This window comes from Streptomyces sp. CLCI03, assembly GCF_053615355.1.
Genome location: NZ_CM132132.1, coordinates 933,122 through 948,046, shown reverse-complemented (window position 1 = coordinate 948,046; position 14,925 = coordinate 933,122). Strand labels below are relative to the sequence as shown.

16 protein-coding genes and 2 pseudogenes are annotated in these 14,925 nt (G+C 70.4%); 12 read left to right on the top strand and 6 right to left on the bottom strand.

Features of this window, described 5'->3' with window-relative positions; translation table 11 throughout:
* Positions 1-478 precede the first annotated feature (478 nt).
* From ACWG52_RS04495 to ACWG52_RS04485, 3 genes are read left to right on the top strand one after another with little or no spacing between them, the layout of a single operon-like run.
* Positions 479-1,165, top strand: a complete 687-nt coding sequence (locus ACWG52_RS04495) for a HemK2/MTQ2 family protein methyltransferase (RefSeq protein ID WP_390138249.1) — start codon at positions 479-481, stop codon at positions 1,163-1,165.
* A complete protein-coding gene (locus ACWG52_RS04490; protein ID WP_390138251.1) occupies positions 1,149-1,415 on the top strand; it encodes a CDGSH iron-sulfur domain-containing protein in 267 nt (88 codons plus the stop codon). The genes ACWG52_RS04495 and ACWG52_RS04490 overlap by 17 nt, the downstream gene beginning before the upstream one ends.
* Positions 1,412-2,428 (top strand): iron-containing redox enzyme family protein, encoded by a 1,017-nt coding sequence (locus ACWG52_RS04485; protein WP_453127864.1) that lies wholly within the window; start codon positions 1,412-1,414, stop codon positions 2,426-2,428. Before ACWG52_RS04490 ends, ACWG52_RS04485 begins: the two co-directional genes overlap by 4 nt.
* 16 nt (positions 2,429-2,444) lie before the next feature.
* Here ACWG52_RS04485 and ACWG52_RS04480 read toward each other — a convergent pair whose 3' ends face one another.
* Positions 2,445-2,834: a SpoIIE family protein phosphatase gene (locus ACWG52_RS04480; protein ID WP_389817767.1), complete on the bottom strand. Its 390-nt coding sequence runs from the start codon at positions 2,832-2,834 to the stop codon at positions 2,445-2,447.
* Here ACWG52_RS04480 and ACWG52_RS04475 point away from each other — a divergent pair.
* From ACWG52_RS04475 to ACWG52_RS04465, 3 genes and pseudogenes are all read left to right on the top strand, one after another.
* The gene (locus ACWG52_RS04475) at positions 2,808-3,260 is read left to right on the top strand and encodes an SRPBCC family protein (protein WP_389817770.1); all 453 of its coding nucleotides are present in this window, start codon (positions 2,808-2,810) and stop codon (positions 3,258-3,260) included. The two genes, ACWG52_RS04480 and ACWG52_RS04475, sit on opposite strands and share 27 nt — an antisense overlap.
* 13 nt (positions 3,261-3,273) lie before the next feature.
* Positions 3,274-3,641, top strand: a pseudogene (locus tag ACWG52_RS04470) (NAD(P)/FAD-dependent oxidoreductase); the annotation flags it as partial.
* Positions 3,642-3,860: 219 nt separating this feature from the next.
* Entirely contained in the window at positions 3,861-4,217 is a 357-nt protein-coding gene (locus ACWG52_RS04465; RefSeq protein ID WP_389817774.1) for an SsgA family sporulation/cell division regulator, read from the top strand.
* Between the two features lie 81 nt (positions 4,218-4,298).
* Here the strand turns inward: ACWG52_RS04465 and ACWG52_RS04460 are convergent, their stop codons facing one another.
* From ACWG52_RS04460 to ACWG52_RS04450, 3 genes are all read right to left on the bottom strand, one after another.
* Entirely contained in the window at positions 4,299-4,733 is a 435-nt protein-coding gene (locus ACWG52_RS04460; protein ID WP_389817777.1) for an ATP-binding protein, read from the bottom strand.
* Between the two features lie 316 nt (positions 4,734-5,049).
* Positions 5,050-5,964, bottom strand: a complete 915-nt coding sequence (locus ACWG52_RS04455; RefSeq protein ID WP_389817780.1) for a SigB/SigF/SigG family RNA polymerase sigma factor — start codon at positions 5,962-5,964, stop codon at positions 5,050-5,052.
* Between the two features lie 128 nt (positions 5,965-6,092).
* Positions 6,093-6,596 (bottom strand): hypothetical protein, encoded by a 504-nt coding sequence (locus ACWG52_RS04450; RefSeq protein WP_453127861.1) that lies wholly within the window; start codon positions 6,594-6,596, stop codon positions 6,093-6,095.
* Positions 6,597-6,796: 200 nt separating this feature from the next.
* Between ACWG52_RS04450 and ACWG52_RS04445 the strand changes: the two genes are divergently transcribed.
* The 4 genes and pseudogenes from ACWG52_RS04445 to ACWG52_RS04430 all read left to right on the top strand — a co-directional run bounded on the left by ACWG52_RS04445 (position 6,797) and on the right by ACWG52_RS04430 (position 8,866).
* On the top strand, positions 6,797-7,795 hold the full coding sequence (locus tag ACWG52_RS04445) for a magnesium and cobalt transport protein CorA (protein ID WP_389817786.1): 999 nt from the start codon (positions 6,797-6,799) through the stop codon (positions 7,793-7,795).
* 349 nt (positions 7,796-8,144) lie between these two features.
* Positions 8,145-8,222: pseudogene (locus ACWG52_RS04440) on the top strand (phage holin family protein); the annotation flags it as partial.
* 15 nt (positions 8,223-8,237) lie between these two features.
* Complete coding sequence (locus ACWG52_RS04435; RefSeq protein WP_453129037.1) at positions 8,238-8,603, top strand: DUF3618 domain-containing protein; 366 nt, start codon at positions 8,238-8,240, stop codon at positions 8,601-8,603.
* Positions 8,600-8,866, top strand: a complete 267-nt coding sequence (locus tag ACWG52_RS04430; protein ID WP_389817789.1) for a DUF4235 domain-containing protein — start codon at positions 8,600-8,602, stop codon at positions 8,864-8,866. Before ACWG52_RS04435 ends, ACWG52_RS04430 begins: the two co-directional genes overlap by 4 nt.
* 198 nt (positions 8,867-9,064) lie before the next feature.
* Here ACWG52_RS04430 and ACWG52_RS04425 read toward each other — a convergent pair whose 3' ends face one another.
* Entirely contained in the window at positions 9,065-10,339 is a 1,275-nt protein-coding gene (locus ACWG52_RS04425; RefSeq protein ID WP_453127859.1) for a cation:proton antiporter, read from the bottom strand.
* 163 nt (positions 10,340-10,502) lie between these two features.
* Here ACWG52_RS04425 and ACWG52_RS04420 point away from each other — a divergent pair, with 163 nt between their 5' ends.
* Positions 10,503-10,934, top strand: coding sequence for a cupin domain-containing protein (locus ACWG52_RS04420; protein WP_033226747.1), 432 nt, complete (start codon positions 10,503-10,505; stop codon positions 10,932-10,934).
* Between the two features lie 244 nt (positions 10,935-11,178).
* The gene (locus ACWG52_RS04415; RefSeq protein ID WP_453127856.1) at positions 11,179-12,267 is read left to right on the top strand and encodes a hypothetical protein; all 1,089 of its coding nucleotides are present in this window, start codon (positions 11,179-11,181) and stop codon (positions 12,265-12,267) included.
* Between the two features lie 58 nt (positions 12,268-12,325).
* Here the strand turns inward: ACWG52_RS04415 and ACWG52_RS04410 are convergent, their stop codons facing one another.
* The gene (locus tag ACWG52_RS04410; RefSeq protein WP_453127855.1) at positions 12,326-14,686 is read right to left on the bottom strand and encodes an arylsulfatase; all 2,361 of its coding nucleotides are present in this window, start codon (positions 14,684-14,686) and stop codon (positions 12,326-12,328) included.
* Positions 14,687-14,925 lie beyond the last annotated feature (239 nt).

Below are 14,925 nucleotides of genomic sequence, written 5' to 3'. Positions count from 1 at the left end.
CCCCCGGAGCCCAGCACCCTGCCGCCGCGTCCCGTTCCCCGCCTACCGTCCGGCGCTGACGACCCAGGGTGGGTCGGCTGGTCGAGCCGGCGGGCCGACCGCGACTTCACTGCCTGACGCCCGAACTGCTACGAGCCGCCCGATTCGCCGCTCGGCCCTTGTGCGCCCATCCCGCCGTGGCTCTACCGGTGGGTCGACGCGTCGGCGTGTGGGCCATTTTGATTACCTGACGAATCGCGATTGGGGGTCAGCCTGCTTCGCTTCTGCAGCCGACAGTTCGCTGTTCACATTGTGAATTCTTCGTCATTCTCCGAACGGTGCTGGGGGCGTGGAGGCATCGGGGAATCGGAGGCGCGTTCTTGGTCTGATCCTCCGAAGATCGAGGCCTTGTCGGGTGGGCCGCCTCAGTCAGGGCAGGCGCAGTACGTCGTCCATCGCAGTGACGCGCTCTGCGAGCCGCGGCGAAACCGGAGGTACGGTGCCCAGTACTGCTCTCTCCCTGACCACACTGCCCGGCGGCCTGGTGGCCCTCCCGGGCGTCTACCAGCCGCAGGCGGACACCAGGCTGCTCGCCGCAGCACTCGCCGATGAGGACCTCGGACCCCGTACCGAGGTCCTGGAGATCGGCACGGGCACCGGCGCCCTGGCGCTGCACGCCGCGGCCAGGGGCGCCCGGGTCACGGCGGTCGACGTGTCCTGGCCCGCGGTCGCCACAGCCCGGCTGAACGCCTGGCGTCGCCGTCTGCCGCTGCGCGTCCTGCACGGGGACTTCGAGGCACGCACCACGGGACGGCGCTTCGACGTCGTCTTCTCGAACCCCCCGTACGTCCCCACCCCGGACGACCGGCCGCCCTCGCGCGGGCCGGAACGGGCCTGGGACGCCGGCCTCGACGGGCGCGCGGTCATCGACCGGATCTGCGCCGGCGCCCCGGCCCTGCTGCGGCCCGGCGGAATCCTGCTCATGGTGCACTCGGAGATGTGCGGCGCCGAGGAGACCCTGGACCGGCTGGCGGGGGCAGGGCTGGCCGCTCAGGTCAGGACGACCGTCTCCGTGCCGTGGGGCCCGGTCCTACGGTCGCGACGGTCCTGGCTGGAACAGCAGGGCCTGGCGGCCGGAGCCGAAGAATGGGAAGAGCTGGTGGTCATCCGTGCCCGGCGACCCTGAGCCCACCCCGTGCCCGGTCCCCGTCGCGGGGGACGCCCGGCGGGTTGCCGTGGAGCGCCAAGGCCCGGTCCTGATCGAGGGCCCGGTCGAGATCGTCCTGGACGACGGGACGGTCGCCCGGTCCGACCGCTTCATGGTCGCCGTGTGCACCTGTCGCCGCAGCCGTACGTACCCGTGGTGCGACACCAGCCATCGCGACCGCGACCGCGACCGGCCCGCGCCCGCGCCCGAGAACAGGAACCCCGAATGACCCCTCCCAGGCCGACCACCACCGCCGCCGGCCCCCGCCTCGTCGAGGGGCGGGGCGAACTCTCCGACGCCGTCATTCGGGCCCTGCGGAGGGGAGCCCCGCCCGTGCACGCGCCGGGAGCCGTACTGAAGGCCGACCCGTGGGGTGAGGACCTGCAGCTCGCCCTCTACCTCCTGTACGAGCTGCACTACCGCGGCTTCGAGGAGGTGGACGACGCGCGGGAGTGGGATCCGGACCTGCTGCGCCTGCGCCAGGCCATGGAAGCGCGCTTCCTGCACGCCCTGCGCATCGAGCTGTCCGACGCGCCCCGGTCGGTCGAGGACGCCTTCGGCCCGCTGCTCGTCGAGCCCGTGGACCTCTCCGACAGCCTCAGCCACCACCTCGAAACCCGGGGTGAGCTCTGGCAGCTGCGCGAGTACGCGGCCCTGCGCTCCCTCTACCACCTCAAGGAGGCCGACCCGCACGTCTGGGTCGTCCCCCGCCTCACCGGCCGCGCGAAGGCCGCGATGGTGGCCATCGAGTACGACGAGTTCGGCGCCGGCCGCGCCGACCGCATCCACGCACAGCTCTTCGCCGACCTCATGACCGACCTCCAGCTGGACCCCACGTACGGCCGCTACCTGGACCAGGCGCCGGCACCCCTGCTCGCGACCGTGAACCTCATGTCGCACTTCGGGCTGCACCGAGCCATGCGCGGAGCGCTCGTCGGCCACTTCGCGTGCGTCGAGGTCACCTCCTCACCCGGCTCCCGCCGCCTGGCCAAGGCCATGCGGCGCTGCGGCGCGGGGCCGGCCGCCGAGCACTTCTACGCCGAACACGTCGAGGCAGACGCCGTCCACGAGCAGGTCGTCCGCCACGAAGTCATCGGCGGCCTCCTCGTCGACGAACCGGACCTCGAAGAGGACATCGCGTTCGGGTGCGCGGCGACCGTCCTGCTCGAAGACCGTCTCGCGAGCCACATCCGCAAAGCCTGGGACCACGAACGCAGTGCACTGCGCACACCCCTGCCCTAGAAGTGTCTCCACCCCGTCATCGCTGCGCGATCACGGGGGTACGCACGGCAAGGAGGACGACGTCGTCCTCGGGCGACGGGTCCGTCAGCCGGTTGCTGATCCGGTGGAGCAGTTCGTCCAGCGGGCGGTCTCCGAGGCGGGCGAGCAGGGTGACGAGTTGTGCGACGGTGGCGTGCATGTCGTGACCGCGCCGCTCGACGAGCCCGTCGGTGTAGAGCAGGAGCGTCGAGCCCGGCGGGAGCCGACGTCGGTGCTCCGTGCGGTCGCATGGACCGAGCGCCGCCGACGACCAGAAGACCGCCGGCCGAGGGGCGAGCGCGCGCCGGCCGGCGCACCCGGCCCCGACACTGTTCCGTTTACCGGCAGGAGGACTTCTCTCATGGCCGTCCGCAGCCAGCTGATCCATCGGCCCCCGCAGGCGGTGTGGGCGGTGCTCGCCGATCCGACCTTGTACGGGGAGTGGGTGGTGGGCCCGTCCGAGTCCACACCGCTCGATCAGGTCTGGCCGGAGGTCGGATCCCGGCTGCGCTACACCGTACGGCTGGGCCCTTGGTCGACCGAGGGGGTGACCACGGTCCGACACCGGGATTCCGGCCGGGAGTTGGAACTGGAGGCGTCGTTCAAGGTTCTGGGCACGGCGAGGATCTTCCTTCAGCTCCGGCCGTGGGGTCAGGAAACCCTCGTCGTCTGCGACGAGCACCCCCTGCGCGGCCTGGGCGGCACCCTTCACAACCCCGCCGTCGAAGTACTGCTCCAGCTCCGACACCGAGGGATGCTGGCCCGCCTGGCCAGGATCGTGGAACGGGATCACGCAACGGCCCGCCATGCCTGACGCGGTGGTGATCGGAGCGGGCCCGGCGTGGGCCTGCACGCACCTCCCGCTGCGCATCACCTCCGACGCCGGTCCCGACGGCATCACCGGCGTTGGGACGCGCGCGAACAGGAAGCCATGGCCGACCGCGTCGAGGCACAGGTGGAACGCTTCGCACCCGGCTTCCGTGAACTGATCGGCGCCCGCAGGATCCTCGCCCCCACCACCCTGCAGGCGATGAACGAGAAACGGCCCAAGACACCGGTCGAAGGCCCCTACCTCGCCTCCGCGGCCGCCCACCCAGGCGGCGGCCTCCACGGCGCCCCGGGGGCGAACGCCGCCCGGGCCGCCCTAAGAGCCCACGGTCTGCACGGCCTCCTCCACCACGCCCGACGGCTATGAACGGCCCCACGGTGGAACGGGCCTGACACCTGGTCGCCCGGCCCTGAAAGACCTTCAGGCCGTGGGGCCTTCACACGTGTTCGCTGCGTCGGGCCGGTGTGGCAGGGGTGAAGCGGGGCAGACGAGTGCCAACAAGCAGCTCACCTCGGAGGCCTGTCGATGTCCTGTGTGTCTGCGTCCGCTCTGATCGTTGCCCGCCTCGAAGCGCCGAGGGGCCGTGTGCCGCTCCTTGCCCGATTCTCGTACGACGCCGAGGACCCGTACGCGGTCCGAGCGACGTTCTTCGACGGCCCCACCGTCCTGGCCCGTTGGCACTTCGACCGGCAGATGCTCGCCGAGGGACTTCGCCGTCCGGTGGGCGAGGGACACGTCTCCTTCAGCCCGCACACGGCAGCAGGCACCGACGAGCTCCGCATCGCCTTGCGGGGCCCGGGCACCGAGTTGCAAGGTGGTGCGGTTCTGTTCCTGGAGGCCCGCGCGATCGCATGCTTCCTGCAGCAGTCGTACGCCGTCACCGGCGCGGGGGAGGAGTTCCTCGACCTCGACAAGCTCCTCGACGAGTTCTTGGCCGGCTGACATGCCCGGGAGCGCCGGCTCCGGAACTCCGGGGAGCACGGCATGCTCCGGATCGACGTGAGCGGTGCGGGTCCGGAGTGGTCAGCGTTCCGTTGCCATGCCGTACTCCAGCCGGGAAGCCTCGATCTCGGCCCACACGGCCTTCCCGGTCCCGTACGTGTGCGTGCCCCAGCGGTCGGACAGGCGCTCCACTATGTACAGGCCGCGGCCGCCCGGGACGCCGCGTTGTGGCGCCGAGTGGCGGACGGGCGGGGTCGTCGTGCCGTCATGGACCTCGATGTGCAGGGCCGACTCATCCGCGGTCAGGACGAGTTCGCGGCAGCCGTTCGCATGCAGCGACGCGTTGGTCAGCAGTTCGGACACGAGGAGGAGGGTGTCCTCGGAGGTCTCGGTCCTGTCCCAGCCCCAGTCCCGGAGTGCTTGGCGCGTGAAGGCGCGGCCCTTGGCGACCGACCCGGGGACGCCCATGAGCGTGAGCCGTCGGCGCTGCCTCCCGGAGGGAAGACCGACGCTCATCGGACCGCTCGCCTCCGGTTCCTTGGTCTCCACTGTGGCCCCACCCCCGAGTTCGGCCCTGGATACTGCTCCCGGTACCCGACCCAGGCCGCCGTCGCTGCCGGCGCCCTCGGTCGGTCGCATGCCCCCGGGCGGTGCGGGAAGCCTCAGCAGGGTCGTGACAGCGTAAGGGATCCCGCGTGTCAGGGCATTGCCTTGTGAGGCCGCACCGTGAAGCTGCTGCCGGTGGTGCGGAACTCGACCGGTTCGCCGAGATGGTGGGCCGGCCTCGGACCACGGCACGGCGCTCCCCGGTAGGGACGTCATCGGTTGCCCCTTACCCGGCGAGCATGCCGGCGCGAAGCCGGACGAGAGTGCGGGACAGGAGGCGGGAGACCTGCATCTGGGAGATGCCCAGTGCGGCGCCGATCTCGGCCTGGGTCTTCTCCTGGCCGAAGCGCATCCGCAGGATCAGCCGGTCGCGCTCGTCCAGCTGTCGCAGCAGCGGTGCGAGGGTGTGGAAGTCCTCGAAGAGTTCCATGGCGGGGTCGACGTCGCCGACGAGTTCCGCCAGCGGCCGGGTGGTCCGGTTGGTCGGGGACGGTACGTCACTCTCCCCGGCGGCGGTGTCGAGGGAACCGCTCGTATAGCCGTTCGCCGCGATGAGTCCGTCGATGACCTGTTCCTCGGTCAGTTCGAGGTGGTCCGCGACCTCCTTGACGGTCGGGGCCCGGCCCAGGACGTCGGACAGAGCCTCTTGGGCCTTGGCGAGCTCGCTCCGCAGTTCCTGGAGACGACGGGGGACGTGCACGGCCCAGGTGGTGTCGCGGAAGTGACGCTTGATCTCACCGATGATGTAGGGGAGGGCAAGGGTGGAGAATTCGACCTCGCGCTCGAGTTCGTAGCGGTCGATGGCCTTGATGAGGCCGATGGTCCCCACCTGGATGATGTCGTCCATGTCCAGCCCCCCGCCCATCACGCGGGCACGAAAGCGCCGCGCCGCGAACTGCACGAGGGAGAGGTTCATCTCGATCAAGGTGTTGCGCGTGTACTGGTACTCGCGCGTGCCCTCCTCCAGCGTTCGCAGTCTGCGGAAGAAGACACGCGAGAGCTCGCGCGCGTCGCCGGGTGCCATCTCACGGGCGTTCTCCACTCGAAGCGGCTCCCGGTCCTCCACCGGCGCCCCCGAGGTACCTATGACGTGCGCTTCCTCTGCCCGAACGGGGCCCATCACGGTGGTCGAGCGAGACATGACGACCACTCCCTCCCAGTTGGCTTACGGCTGTCCGCACCGTCTGCCCCGTCTTCGCGGTTGTACGCACCTGCTCGTGGAACGCACCTCCGGTCGTCGGATCTTTCGTACGAGCGGCACACCGATGGTCAGGAGGTGGCCGGCATCGGGTCGAGCAGTGGGCGGCGCGTGTGGTCGCAGGACCTGCCGGAGGTGACCACGGGAAAACGCATGCGGCGCAGGAGGTCCCGTGCGGTGCGCCTGGTTGCCCTGCTGCGCCTGGCAGCCGTCGGGTGGCGGGAACGCAGGTGCGAAAGCGCCCGTGTGTCCAGGCCGGCGCTGTGCAAGCGCTCGTCGATGACGACCGCGGTGACGACACCCCCGGCGCAGTCGGGGCAGATCCTGTAGCGGACCTGGCCGACGACCTTGCGGATGTGGACGAGGAGCAGGCATTCCTCGCCCGGGCCTGTGGGGTCCGGGACGTGCGCGGACAGGAATTCGATCCCCCGGTACGCCAGGACGCGGCGTCGAAGCCGGCCGCTGATCCGGTTTCGGCGGAAGTATTTGGCCCCGGCGCGGCCGGACGGTGGCGTCCGGGCTGCTGGTGCCGGGCCGAACGGATTGCTCGCGGGACGCGCATGTTGTCCGTGCATGACGGCTCGTGTTCCCGGAGGGCGGAGCGATACACGCTGCGGCGCATCCTCGGCCGGACCCGCCGGTCGGCCCTTCTCGGTGAGCGGGGGGGGGGCGACCGCCGTGCGGCAGGACGTCGACCGCCGGCTGCGATTCCGGTCCCAGGACGAGAGCCGGCCCGCGGGCGCATGAAATGGAGCTGGTGAAGCATGCGCGGGAGATGGAATGTGTCATATACGACCGGGACTCGGGCCGGTCGGAGCATGTGGAGTGCGAACTGCCGGACGATGCCTGCCAGTCCGCCCTCAAGCGGCTGCGGGACATGGGCGAGGACGACTTCGCCTGGGTCCGGCTGGCAGGTCCCTCGGTAGGTGAACTGGTCGAGCTGGCCGAGGAACTGGGCCTTCACCCGCTGGCCGTCGAAGACGCCGTGCACGGGCGGCAGCGTCCGAAACGCGAGCGCTTCGGCGACGTCCTGGCCGTTGCGCTGAAGACCCTGCGATATGTCGAAGAAGAAACGGCGGTGGAGACCGGCGACGTCATGATCTTCGTAGGACCCCGCAGTGTGCTCACCGTGAGCCACGGACCGATCGATCCCTGCACCGAGGCCGCCCGTCGACTGGACGCCGATGCGGACATGCTGAGCCATGGCCCCTGGGCTGTGGTCCACGCCGTGCTGGACGTCGCCGTCGATGCGTACAGCGACGCGGCCCGAAGGGTGCGCGCCACGCTCGACCGGCTGGAGGACGAGGTGTTCTCGACTTCCCGCGTCGACCACACCGAGAGCATCTACTCCCTCAAGCGGGAAGTACGCGAGTTCCGTGACGCCGTGCAGCCGCTCGTTCCGGTCGTTCAAGGCCTCCTGTCCGGTGGTCCGGGGGAGAAGGACCACCAGCCGAGGATCGCCCCGTACATCCGTGATGTCGCCGATCACCTGCACCGCACGGACATCGAGGTGCGGACCCTGGACGAACTGCTGGACTCGGTGCTCGGCGCGCAGCAGGCCCGCGTGGGCACCTGGCAGAACGACGACATGCGACGCATCTCCGCGTGGGCGGCGATCTTCGCGATCCCCACGATGGTCGCCGGCGTCTACGGCATGAACTTCGAGCACATGCCGGAACTCGGCTGGACCTACGGCTACCCGCTCGCCGTCGGTCTCATGGTGATCGCGGCAGGTGCCCTCCACCGTGCCTTCCGCCGCAACGGCTGGCTGTAGAAGCCCGCACCAGAGCCGCCCCGGCCCTGCCGGCCGTCGAGCGGGCCCCGCGACACCCACGCGCTGGAGCGACGGCGCTCACCGCCGGACGAAGCGCTGACCCATGGCCCGAATACGGCTCGTCGCACAACGCTGGTTGCCGCGCGGGTGACAGCGCGGTTGCGGGGTAGTCGCGCCGAGACGACGACATGACCGTCGCCACCCGGAACGGCCCCGACTCGGACAAGCGCAGCGCCGATGTCCCCGTCCGGAACACCAGCCGTTCCTGCGATTCGAAGAAGGGCAAGGTGTCCCCAGCGTGAGCACGGTGGAGCGGCAGCCGCACGCCACCGACGACTCGGTGGGCGACATCGCCCGGGCCGGTACCCCGGCACCCGAGCAGACCATCGACAGCGTCGAGGCCGACCTGGCGGAGATCAAGGAACAAGGAGATGACACATCGATGAACGACGACGCCCGAACCAACATCGGCACCCCCGCGCCCACCCCCGCAGGCCCTGGCTCCGCCGAACTGCGCGATCAGGTCGAGCGCACCCGCGACGAGCTCGGCCGGACCGTCGAGGCCCTCGCCGCCAAGGCCGACATCAAGGCCCAGGCCAAGGAGAAGGCGGCGCTGGTCACCGAACAGATCCGCGAGAAGACGGGCCACGCCGCCCGGCTGGTCAAGGACCAGACGCCCGACCCCCTCCTGGAGAAGGCCGGTCAGGCGGCGGCGGCCGCTCGGGCCAACCGCACCCCGCTCCTGGTGGTCGGAGCCGCCGTGGTCGTCTTCCTGCTGGTCCGCCGCGGTCGGGGACATCGCCGATGAAGGCATCCAAGATCGCCTACAAGACCGTCGGCACGGCCCTGGGCGCCCTCAGCGGCGTGATGGCAGGCGCCGCCTTCAAACAGGCTTGGAAGATCATCGAGGGTGAGGGCGATGCTCCCGACGCCACCGACGAGGACCGGACCTGGAAGCAGATCCTGCTCGCCGCGGCCATCCAGGGCGCGATCTTCGCCGTGGTCAAGGCCTCGGTCGAACGCTCGGGGGCTGTGGCGATACGCCGTCTGACGGGCACCTGGCCGGGCTGACGGGCCGCGGTGCCGGCCACCTTCCCCGAGCCTGTCGGTACCCGCCTGGGGCGGTGCCGGCGCGGTTGCCGAGCGTGTGGTCGGTCTGCACGCCGCCCTCCTCGACCTCGACCGGCCCCGCGCTGTCCGTGTCCGGCGTACCGGGACCGGCACCAGCAGGCCAACCACGGGAGGAGAGCCATCGGTGCTCGGCTCTTCTCATCCGTCCCGGGCCGAGCGGTCGAGCCAGGCCGTAACGGGTGTCGCCGCGACGCCGTGCAGGACCACGGAGAGCAACACGGTGAACGTCACCACGGCCCAGAGCTCGCGCGCGGGCGCGGCGAAATCGGCCTCGCCCAGAGCGTACGCGAGATAGAAGAACGAGCCGATGCCCCGGATACCGAACACCGCGATGACGACTCGTTCCTTCCCCGTGGCATTGCCCCGCATCTGGACGACCCAGCCGACGGCAGGCCGGATCAGCAGGAAGAGCACCAGCCCCAGAACGGCCCCGTGCCAGGTCAGCGCGGCAAGGCCACCGTCGGCGATGAAGCCACCGACGAGGAAGAGGATGACGGCGGTCAGAAGCCTCTCGACCTGATCGGTGAAGGCGTGCATGACGCGGTGGTAGCGATGGCCGCGTTCGGCGTTCCGGATCGTGCAGGCCGCGACGAACACGGCGACGAACCCGTAGCCGTGGAGGAGTTCCGTCAGACCGTAGGCCGTGAAGGTCGCGGCGAGCGCGACAAAGCCCTCGCGGTGTTCGGACAGCCGCAGCGCCTTCCAGGAAGCCTGGAAGAACATCCGGCCGAGGAGGCGCCCGACGCCGAACCCCACGACCAGTCCCACCGCGCTGCGCACCAGGATGTCGCTCCACACCCATTGCCAGAGCCCCTCCGTGGACCAGCCCGTCGCCGAGGCCGTGGTCAGCGCGACGGCCGCCAGGACGAACGGAAAGGCCAGACCGTCGTTCAACCCCGCCTCGCTGGTCAGCGCGAAGCGAACTTCGTCCTCGTCGTCCTCATCGTCCGTCGGCTCGCCCACGCGGACCTCTGCGGCCAGTACCGGGTCCGTAGGAGCGAGGGCAGCCGCGATCATGAGAGCGACGGCAGGCGGCCACTCCACCAGCCACCCCGCCACCGCTGCGGTGAGCAGGATCGTCAGGGGCATGGCCAGGGCGAGCAGCCGCCACGTCGTCGACCAGGCACGCCGGCCCGGAGGCCTGTTGATGGCCAGTCCCGCGCCCATCAACGCGACCACGACGCAGACCTCGGTGAGGTGCTCCACCAGGCTCCGGTGCCGGACGGGATCCAGTGCGGGGAGCGCGTCGAGCGGCAGCAGGAACACCAGGAACCCCGCCGCCAGGAACACCAGGGGCAGGGACAGGGGCCGCTTCGCCAGGGCGGTCGGGAGCACCGCCGCGCACAAAGCCCCCAACCCCGCGCAGGCGTACACCACGTCGATCCCGGTCAGACCCAGCAAGCCGATCACCATTCCCGTACGAATCCCTTGCGGGGGTCGCCTACTCGATCTTGCAACGGACGGCCCCGGTACACCTCCCGGTGCCGCCGATTCGACTGTGCCTGGTGCCGAGGTGCGGGCCGCCGCGGTGGCGGGAACTGGTCGTACGCCGTCGGCTGCCTGGTGTACTGCCCGCATGGCAGATCAAAAGCAGTGCACAGTGGTGCGGACCGGCACGTATGAGGGCATCCAGGGCGGTACTTTCGGGGCGGGAATCAGCGCCCAATCTGCGGGGGCGCAGCACTTGTGTCTGCACCGGCTGGTGATGCCGGCGGGGACGCGGGGGCGCCCTCACCTGCACGAGGGGCACGAGTCGGCCATTTTCATCCAGTCCGGGCAGGTCGAGGTCTGGCACGGAGAAGACCTGGCCGAACACGCGGTACTGCGCGCCGGAGACTACATCCACATTCCCGCGGACACGCCCCACATGCCGGTCAACACCGGAGCCGAGGACATGGTGTGCCTGGTCGCACGCACCGACCCCGAGGAACAAGAAGGCGTCCGGCTGCTGGATCTTCCGTCCTGGCTGGAGTCCCGTGTCGGCCCGCTTGCGGTCGGGGTCGGCTGAGCCCGGCGACCGGAACGGCGGGGCGGTCGGGCATGGCGGTGGGACACCGCACGACCGAGCACGGCCGGGCGCCCGTACGCGTCCGCGCCGCCTGACGGCCATCGGGCGGCGGGCGCGCCTTCAAGATCGCTGGTGTGCCAGGCCCGAACCGGGGGCCAGGAGCAGCGGTGCAGGGCCATGAAGTCGCAGGTCCATGAAAGAGACAACGAATGCGGAGCTGGGTGCGGACGCGCAGCATGGAGGCATGGTGGTACTCCCGCGGCCGGAGAGGCTTCCGAAGGCCTCCGCGTCCGGTGTCGGACCGGGATCCCCGTCGAGCGACTTCCGTACGGGTGCCGACCAGGAGAGCTCCGGGACCCGTCGACGCCCGAGGCCGCCCGGCCTGGCCCGAACGTCCTGCACGGCTCTCGCAGCCCTCCTGACGGCCGTTCTGGCCACCGTGCCGACGGACTCCGCCTATGCCTTCACCGGCGGCAATCACGAGGACATCACCCGGGCCGCGCTGCCCTGGGAGCCCGTCACACTGACCGAGATGGCCGACGCCCACGTCGGGGCGATCAACGCCAACGACCGCCCCCCGTACTTCGACGTCGGCCCCCTGCACTGCGACAACGCCGACTATCTGGCGCCCCGCCACGCCTCCGACTACCCCCGCACCCGGGACGAGGCCACCACCGAGCTCCTCGCGTGCGTCCGTACCTCCGTCACACGCTTCCGCGATGCGGTCGAGGCCGCCGACGGCCTCGTGGACGCCGACGGCAAGGTGCGGGCCGACCAGAGCGACCTGTCCTCGCACTGCACATGGAACGGGAAACCCCAACGGGCCAAGTGCGCCGTTCTCGAACATCTCGGCCGAGGCTGGCACCAGATCGAGGACTTCTATGCGCACTCCAACTGGAGCGACCGGCCCGCGCCCGGCCCGGTCGGCCTCGACAACCCGCCCGGCCTGGAGCGTACGGACGTCGCACCGTTCCTCGACATCCGCCGCTACAGCGCCATGAAGGACGCCGACTGGACCCGCGACGCGCGTGAGCGTGTCCCTGCAGACCTCGCCACCGGCTGCTACACCGACATCGATTCCACCGGGCTCAAGCCGGCCGACTGTGACGGGCGCGTCACCCACAACCGTGCCCTGAACAAGGACACCGCCGCATCGGCACGCTCCAGGACGGGTGACAACTTCCGCCACGCGAGGGCCGGAGCCACCGCCGAGATCACGCGTCAGTGGAACGACTTCAAGGCCGAGCTGATCGCGAAGTACCCGGATCACCGGCGCGGCGCACAGATGGTCTGCGCCCTCGTCCACGACGACCCGGCCGTTGCCTGCCCTTGACAGTGGAGGGAACGGCCGGACGCCGTCGTGGTTCCGACAGGTCCACGGTACGGTCCACCTATTGGCGGGCCATGTGCATGCGGATCTCGCCCTCGGCGTCGACGATCAGGTCGCCGGACAGGTCGACGGTGACGCTGTGCAGGGTGCCGGTGAAGTGGAACGGTGCCTGGTAGTCGGGGGTGACGGCCGATCCGGGGTTGTGGCCGCAGGCCATGCCGCCGGGGTTGAAGGCGATCGGCGTGGTGACCGGCATCTCGGTGTGGCCGACGAGGCGGCCGTCGATGTACAGCTGGGCCCGGCCGGGCGCGCCCTTGCCGTGGGCGATGTCCGGGGCGCCGGTGGGCTCGAACTCGAAGCGGAGCGTGTGGCGTCCTGTGGGCACGTTCTCGCTGGACGCCACGTGGTGCAGGGCCCGTTGGACGTAGTTGTGGGCGTAGTGGAGGTGGCCGTCCTTGATGTAGAGGGACCAGCCGCCGGCGTTGGTGCCCTGGCTGAGGAGGACGCCCTCCGCGCCGTCGGGTGGGATCTCGACGTCGGCGGTGACGCTGTGCGGGCGGTTGAGGACCTTGGGGGCGACCGCGGCGGGGAGGACCTGGGTGTGGGGGCGGAGGGTATAGCTGGTACGGGCCTGCGTGATCTGGGGGCGTTCCTGCATCATGCGCTCGAAGGCGCTCCCGTCGATCGGCAGCACGTTGTACTTGCCGGCCTCCATGTACCACAGGGCGATCATCTCGATGAGTTTGGTGCGGTGCTCCTGGGCGAGGTTCCGGGTCTCGGCGACGTCCTCGTCGATGCGGTAGAGCTCCCAGTGGTGGGCGTCGAGGTCGTCGAGGTCCGCCATGGTGATGGGGGTGCCGAACTGCCGGCCGGTTTCGGCGAAGGAGGGGCCGGGCCAGGGGCAGACCGCCCGCCATCCGTCGTGGTCGATCGCCCGGTGTCCGAACATCTCGTAGTACTGGGTGAGGTGAAGGCTCGCCGCCGCAGCGTCGTCGAAGGTGTGGGCGAAGCTGACCCCGTGCAGGGGTGACTGGGTGACACCGCGGATGCCGGCGGGTGCCTCGATGCCGAGTACGTCCAGGACGGTGGGGACCATGTCGATGACGTGCGCGAACTGGCCGCGGATCTCGCCCCGGGCCTGGATGCCGCTGGGCCAGTGGACGAGGAAGGGGTCGCTGACACCGCCGCGGTAGGTCTCCCGCTTCCACCGCCGGAACGGGGTGTTGCCCGCGGAGGTCCAGCCCCACGGGTAGTGGTTGAAGGTGGTCGGGCCGCCGATCTCGTCGATCCGCGCCAGGCTCTCCTCCAGGGTCTCGGGCGCGTTGTTGAAGAACTGCAGCTCGTTGGTGGTGCCGGTCGCCCCGCCCTCGGCGCTCGCCCCGTTGTCGGAGACCACCATGATCAGCGTGTTGTCGAACGCGCCGGTCTCCTTCAGGAAGGCCATCAGCCGGCCGAGGTGGTGGTCGGTGTGGGAGAGGAATCCCGCGTAGACCTCCATCATCCGCGCGGCCACCCGCCGCGCGTCGGCCGACAGCGACTCCCACGGCGGCACGTCCGGATCGTGCGGGGACAAGCGCGCGTCCGCGGGCACCACACCGAGCTGCTTCTGCCGGGCGAAGGTCTGCTCGCGGTAGACCTCCCAGCCGTCGTCGAACCGCCCTCGGTAGCGGTCCGCCCACTCCTTCGGCACATGGTGCGGGGCATGCGCGGCACCCGGGCACAGGTTCATGAAGAACGGCTTGTCCGGGGCGACCTGCTTGGCGTCGGCGATGAACGAGATCGCCCGGTCCACCAGGTCTTCCGTCAGGTGGTAACCCTCCTCCGGCGAGGCCGGAGGCTCGACCTGGTGGTTGTCGTACACCAGTTCCGGATACCACTGGCTCGTGTCCCCGCCCAGGAATCCGTAGAACCGCTCGAAGCCCCGCCCCAGCGGCCACCGGTCGTACGGCCCGGCCGCCGACTCCTGCTCCGAAGGCATCAGGTGCCACTTGCCGACCATGTACGTGTTGTAACCGTGCTGCAGCAGCATCTCCGACAGGAACCCGTTCTCGAACGGGATCTGCCCGTCGTAACCCGGATAGCCGGTGGCCAGCTCCGTGATCGCCGCCATGCCGTTCGCGTGGTGGTTACGGCCGGTGATGATGCAGGAGCGTGAGGGTGAGCACAGTGCGGTGGTGTGCATGTTGCTGTACAGCAGCCCGCCCGCGGCCAGTGCGTCCAGATGCGGCGTCTCGATCGGACTTCCGTAGCAGCCGAACTGTCCGAACCCGACGTCGTCGAACACGATGAACAGCACGTTCGGCGCACCCGGGACCGCGCGCACCGGTTGCGGCCAGGCCGGAGTCGACTCCTCGGCCGTACGGCCGATCACCCCCGGGAACCGCTGCCCGGGCCGGTACTCACGCCACGACGACTGCGCCATCTGTCTCCGTCCCACCAGCGGCACGACCACCGGTGATGTGTGTGCGGCGGTGCGGCCGGCCCCGAGATCGAGCCGCGCCGCGGCACGCGATGACGGGGCGGACGACGCGGGCCGTCGGACCGGGGCGGGCCCGGACTCCTCCACGCTAGGACGCCACCGCCACCTCGGCGACCGGGCTGCGCCGGCCGGTCCGGTACTCCTGCTCGGCCGGGCGCTCCTCGAAAGTTGAGGACCGGGCC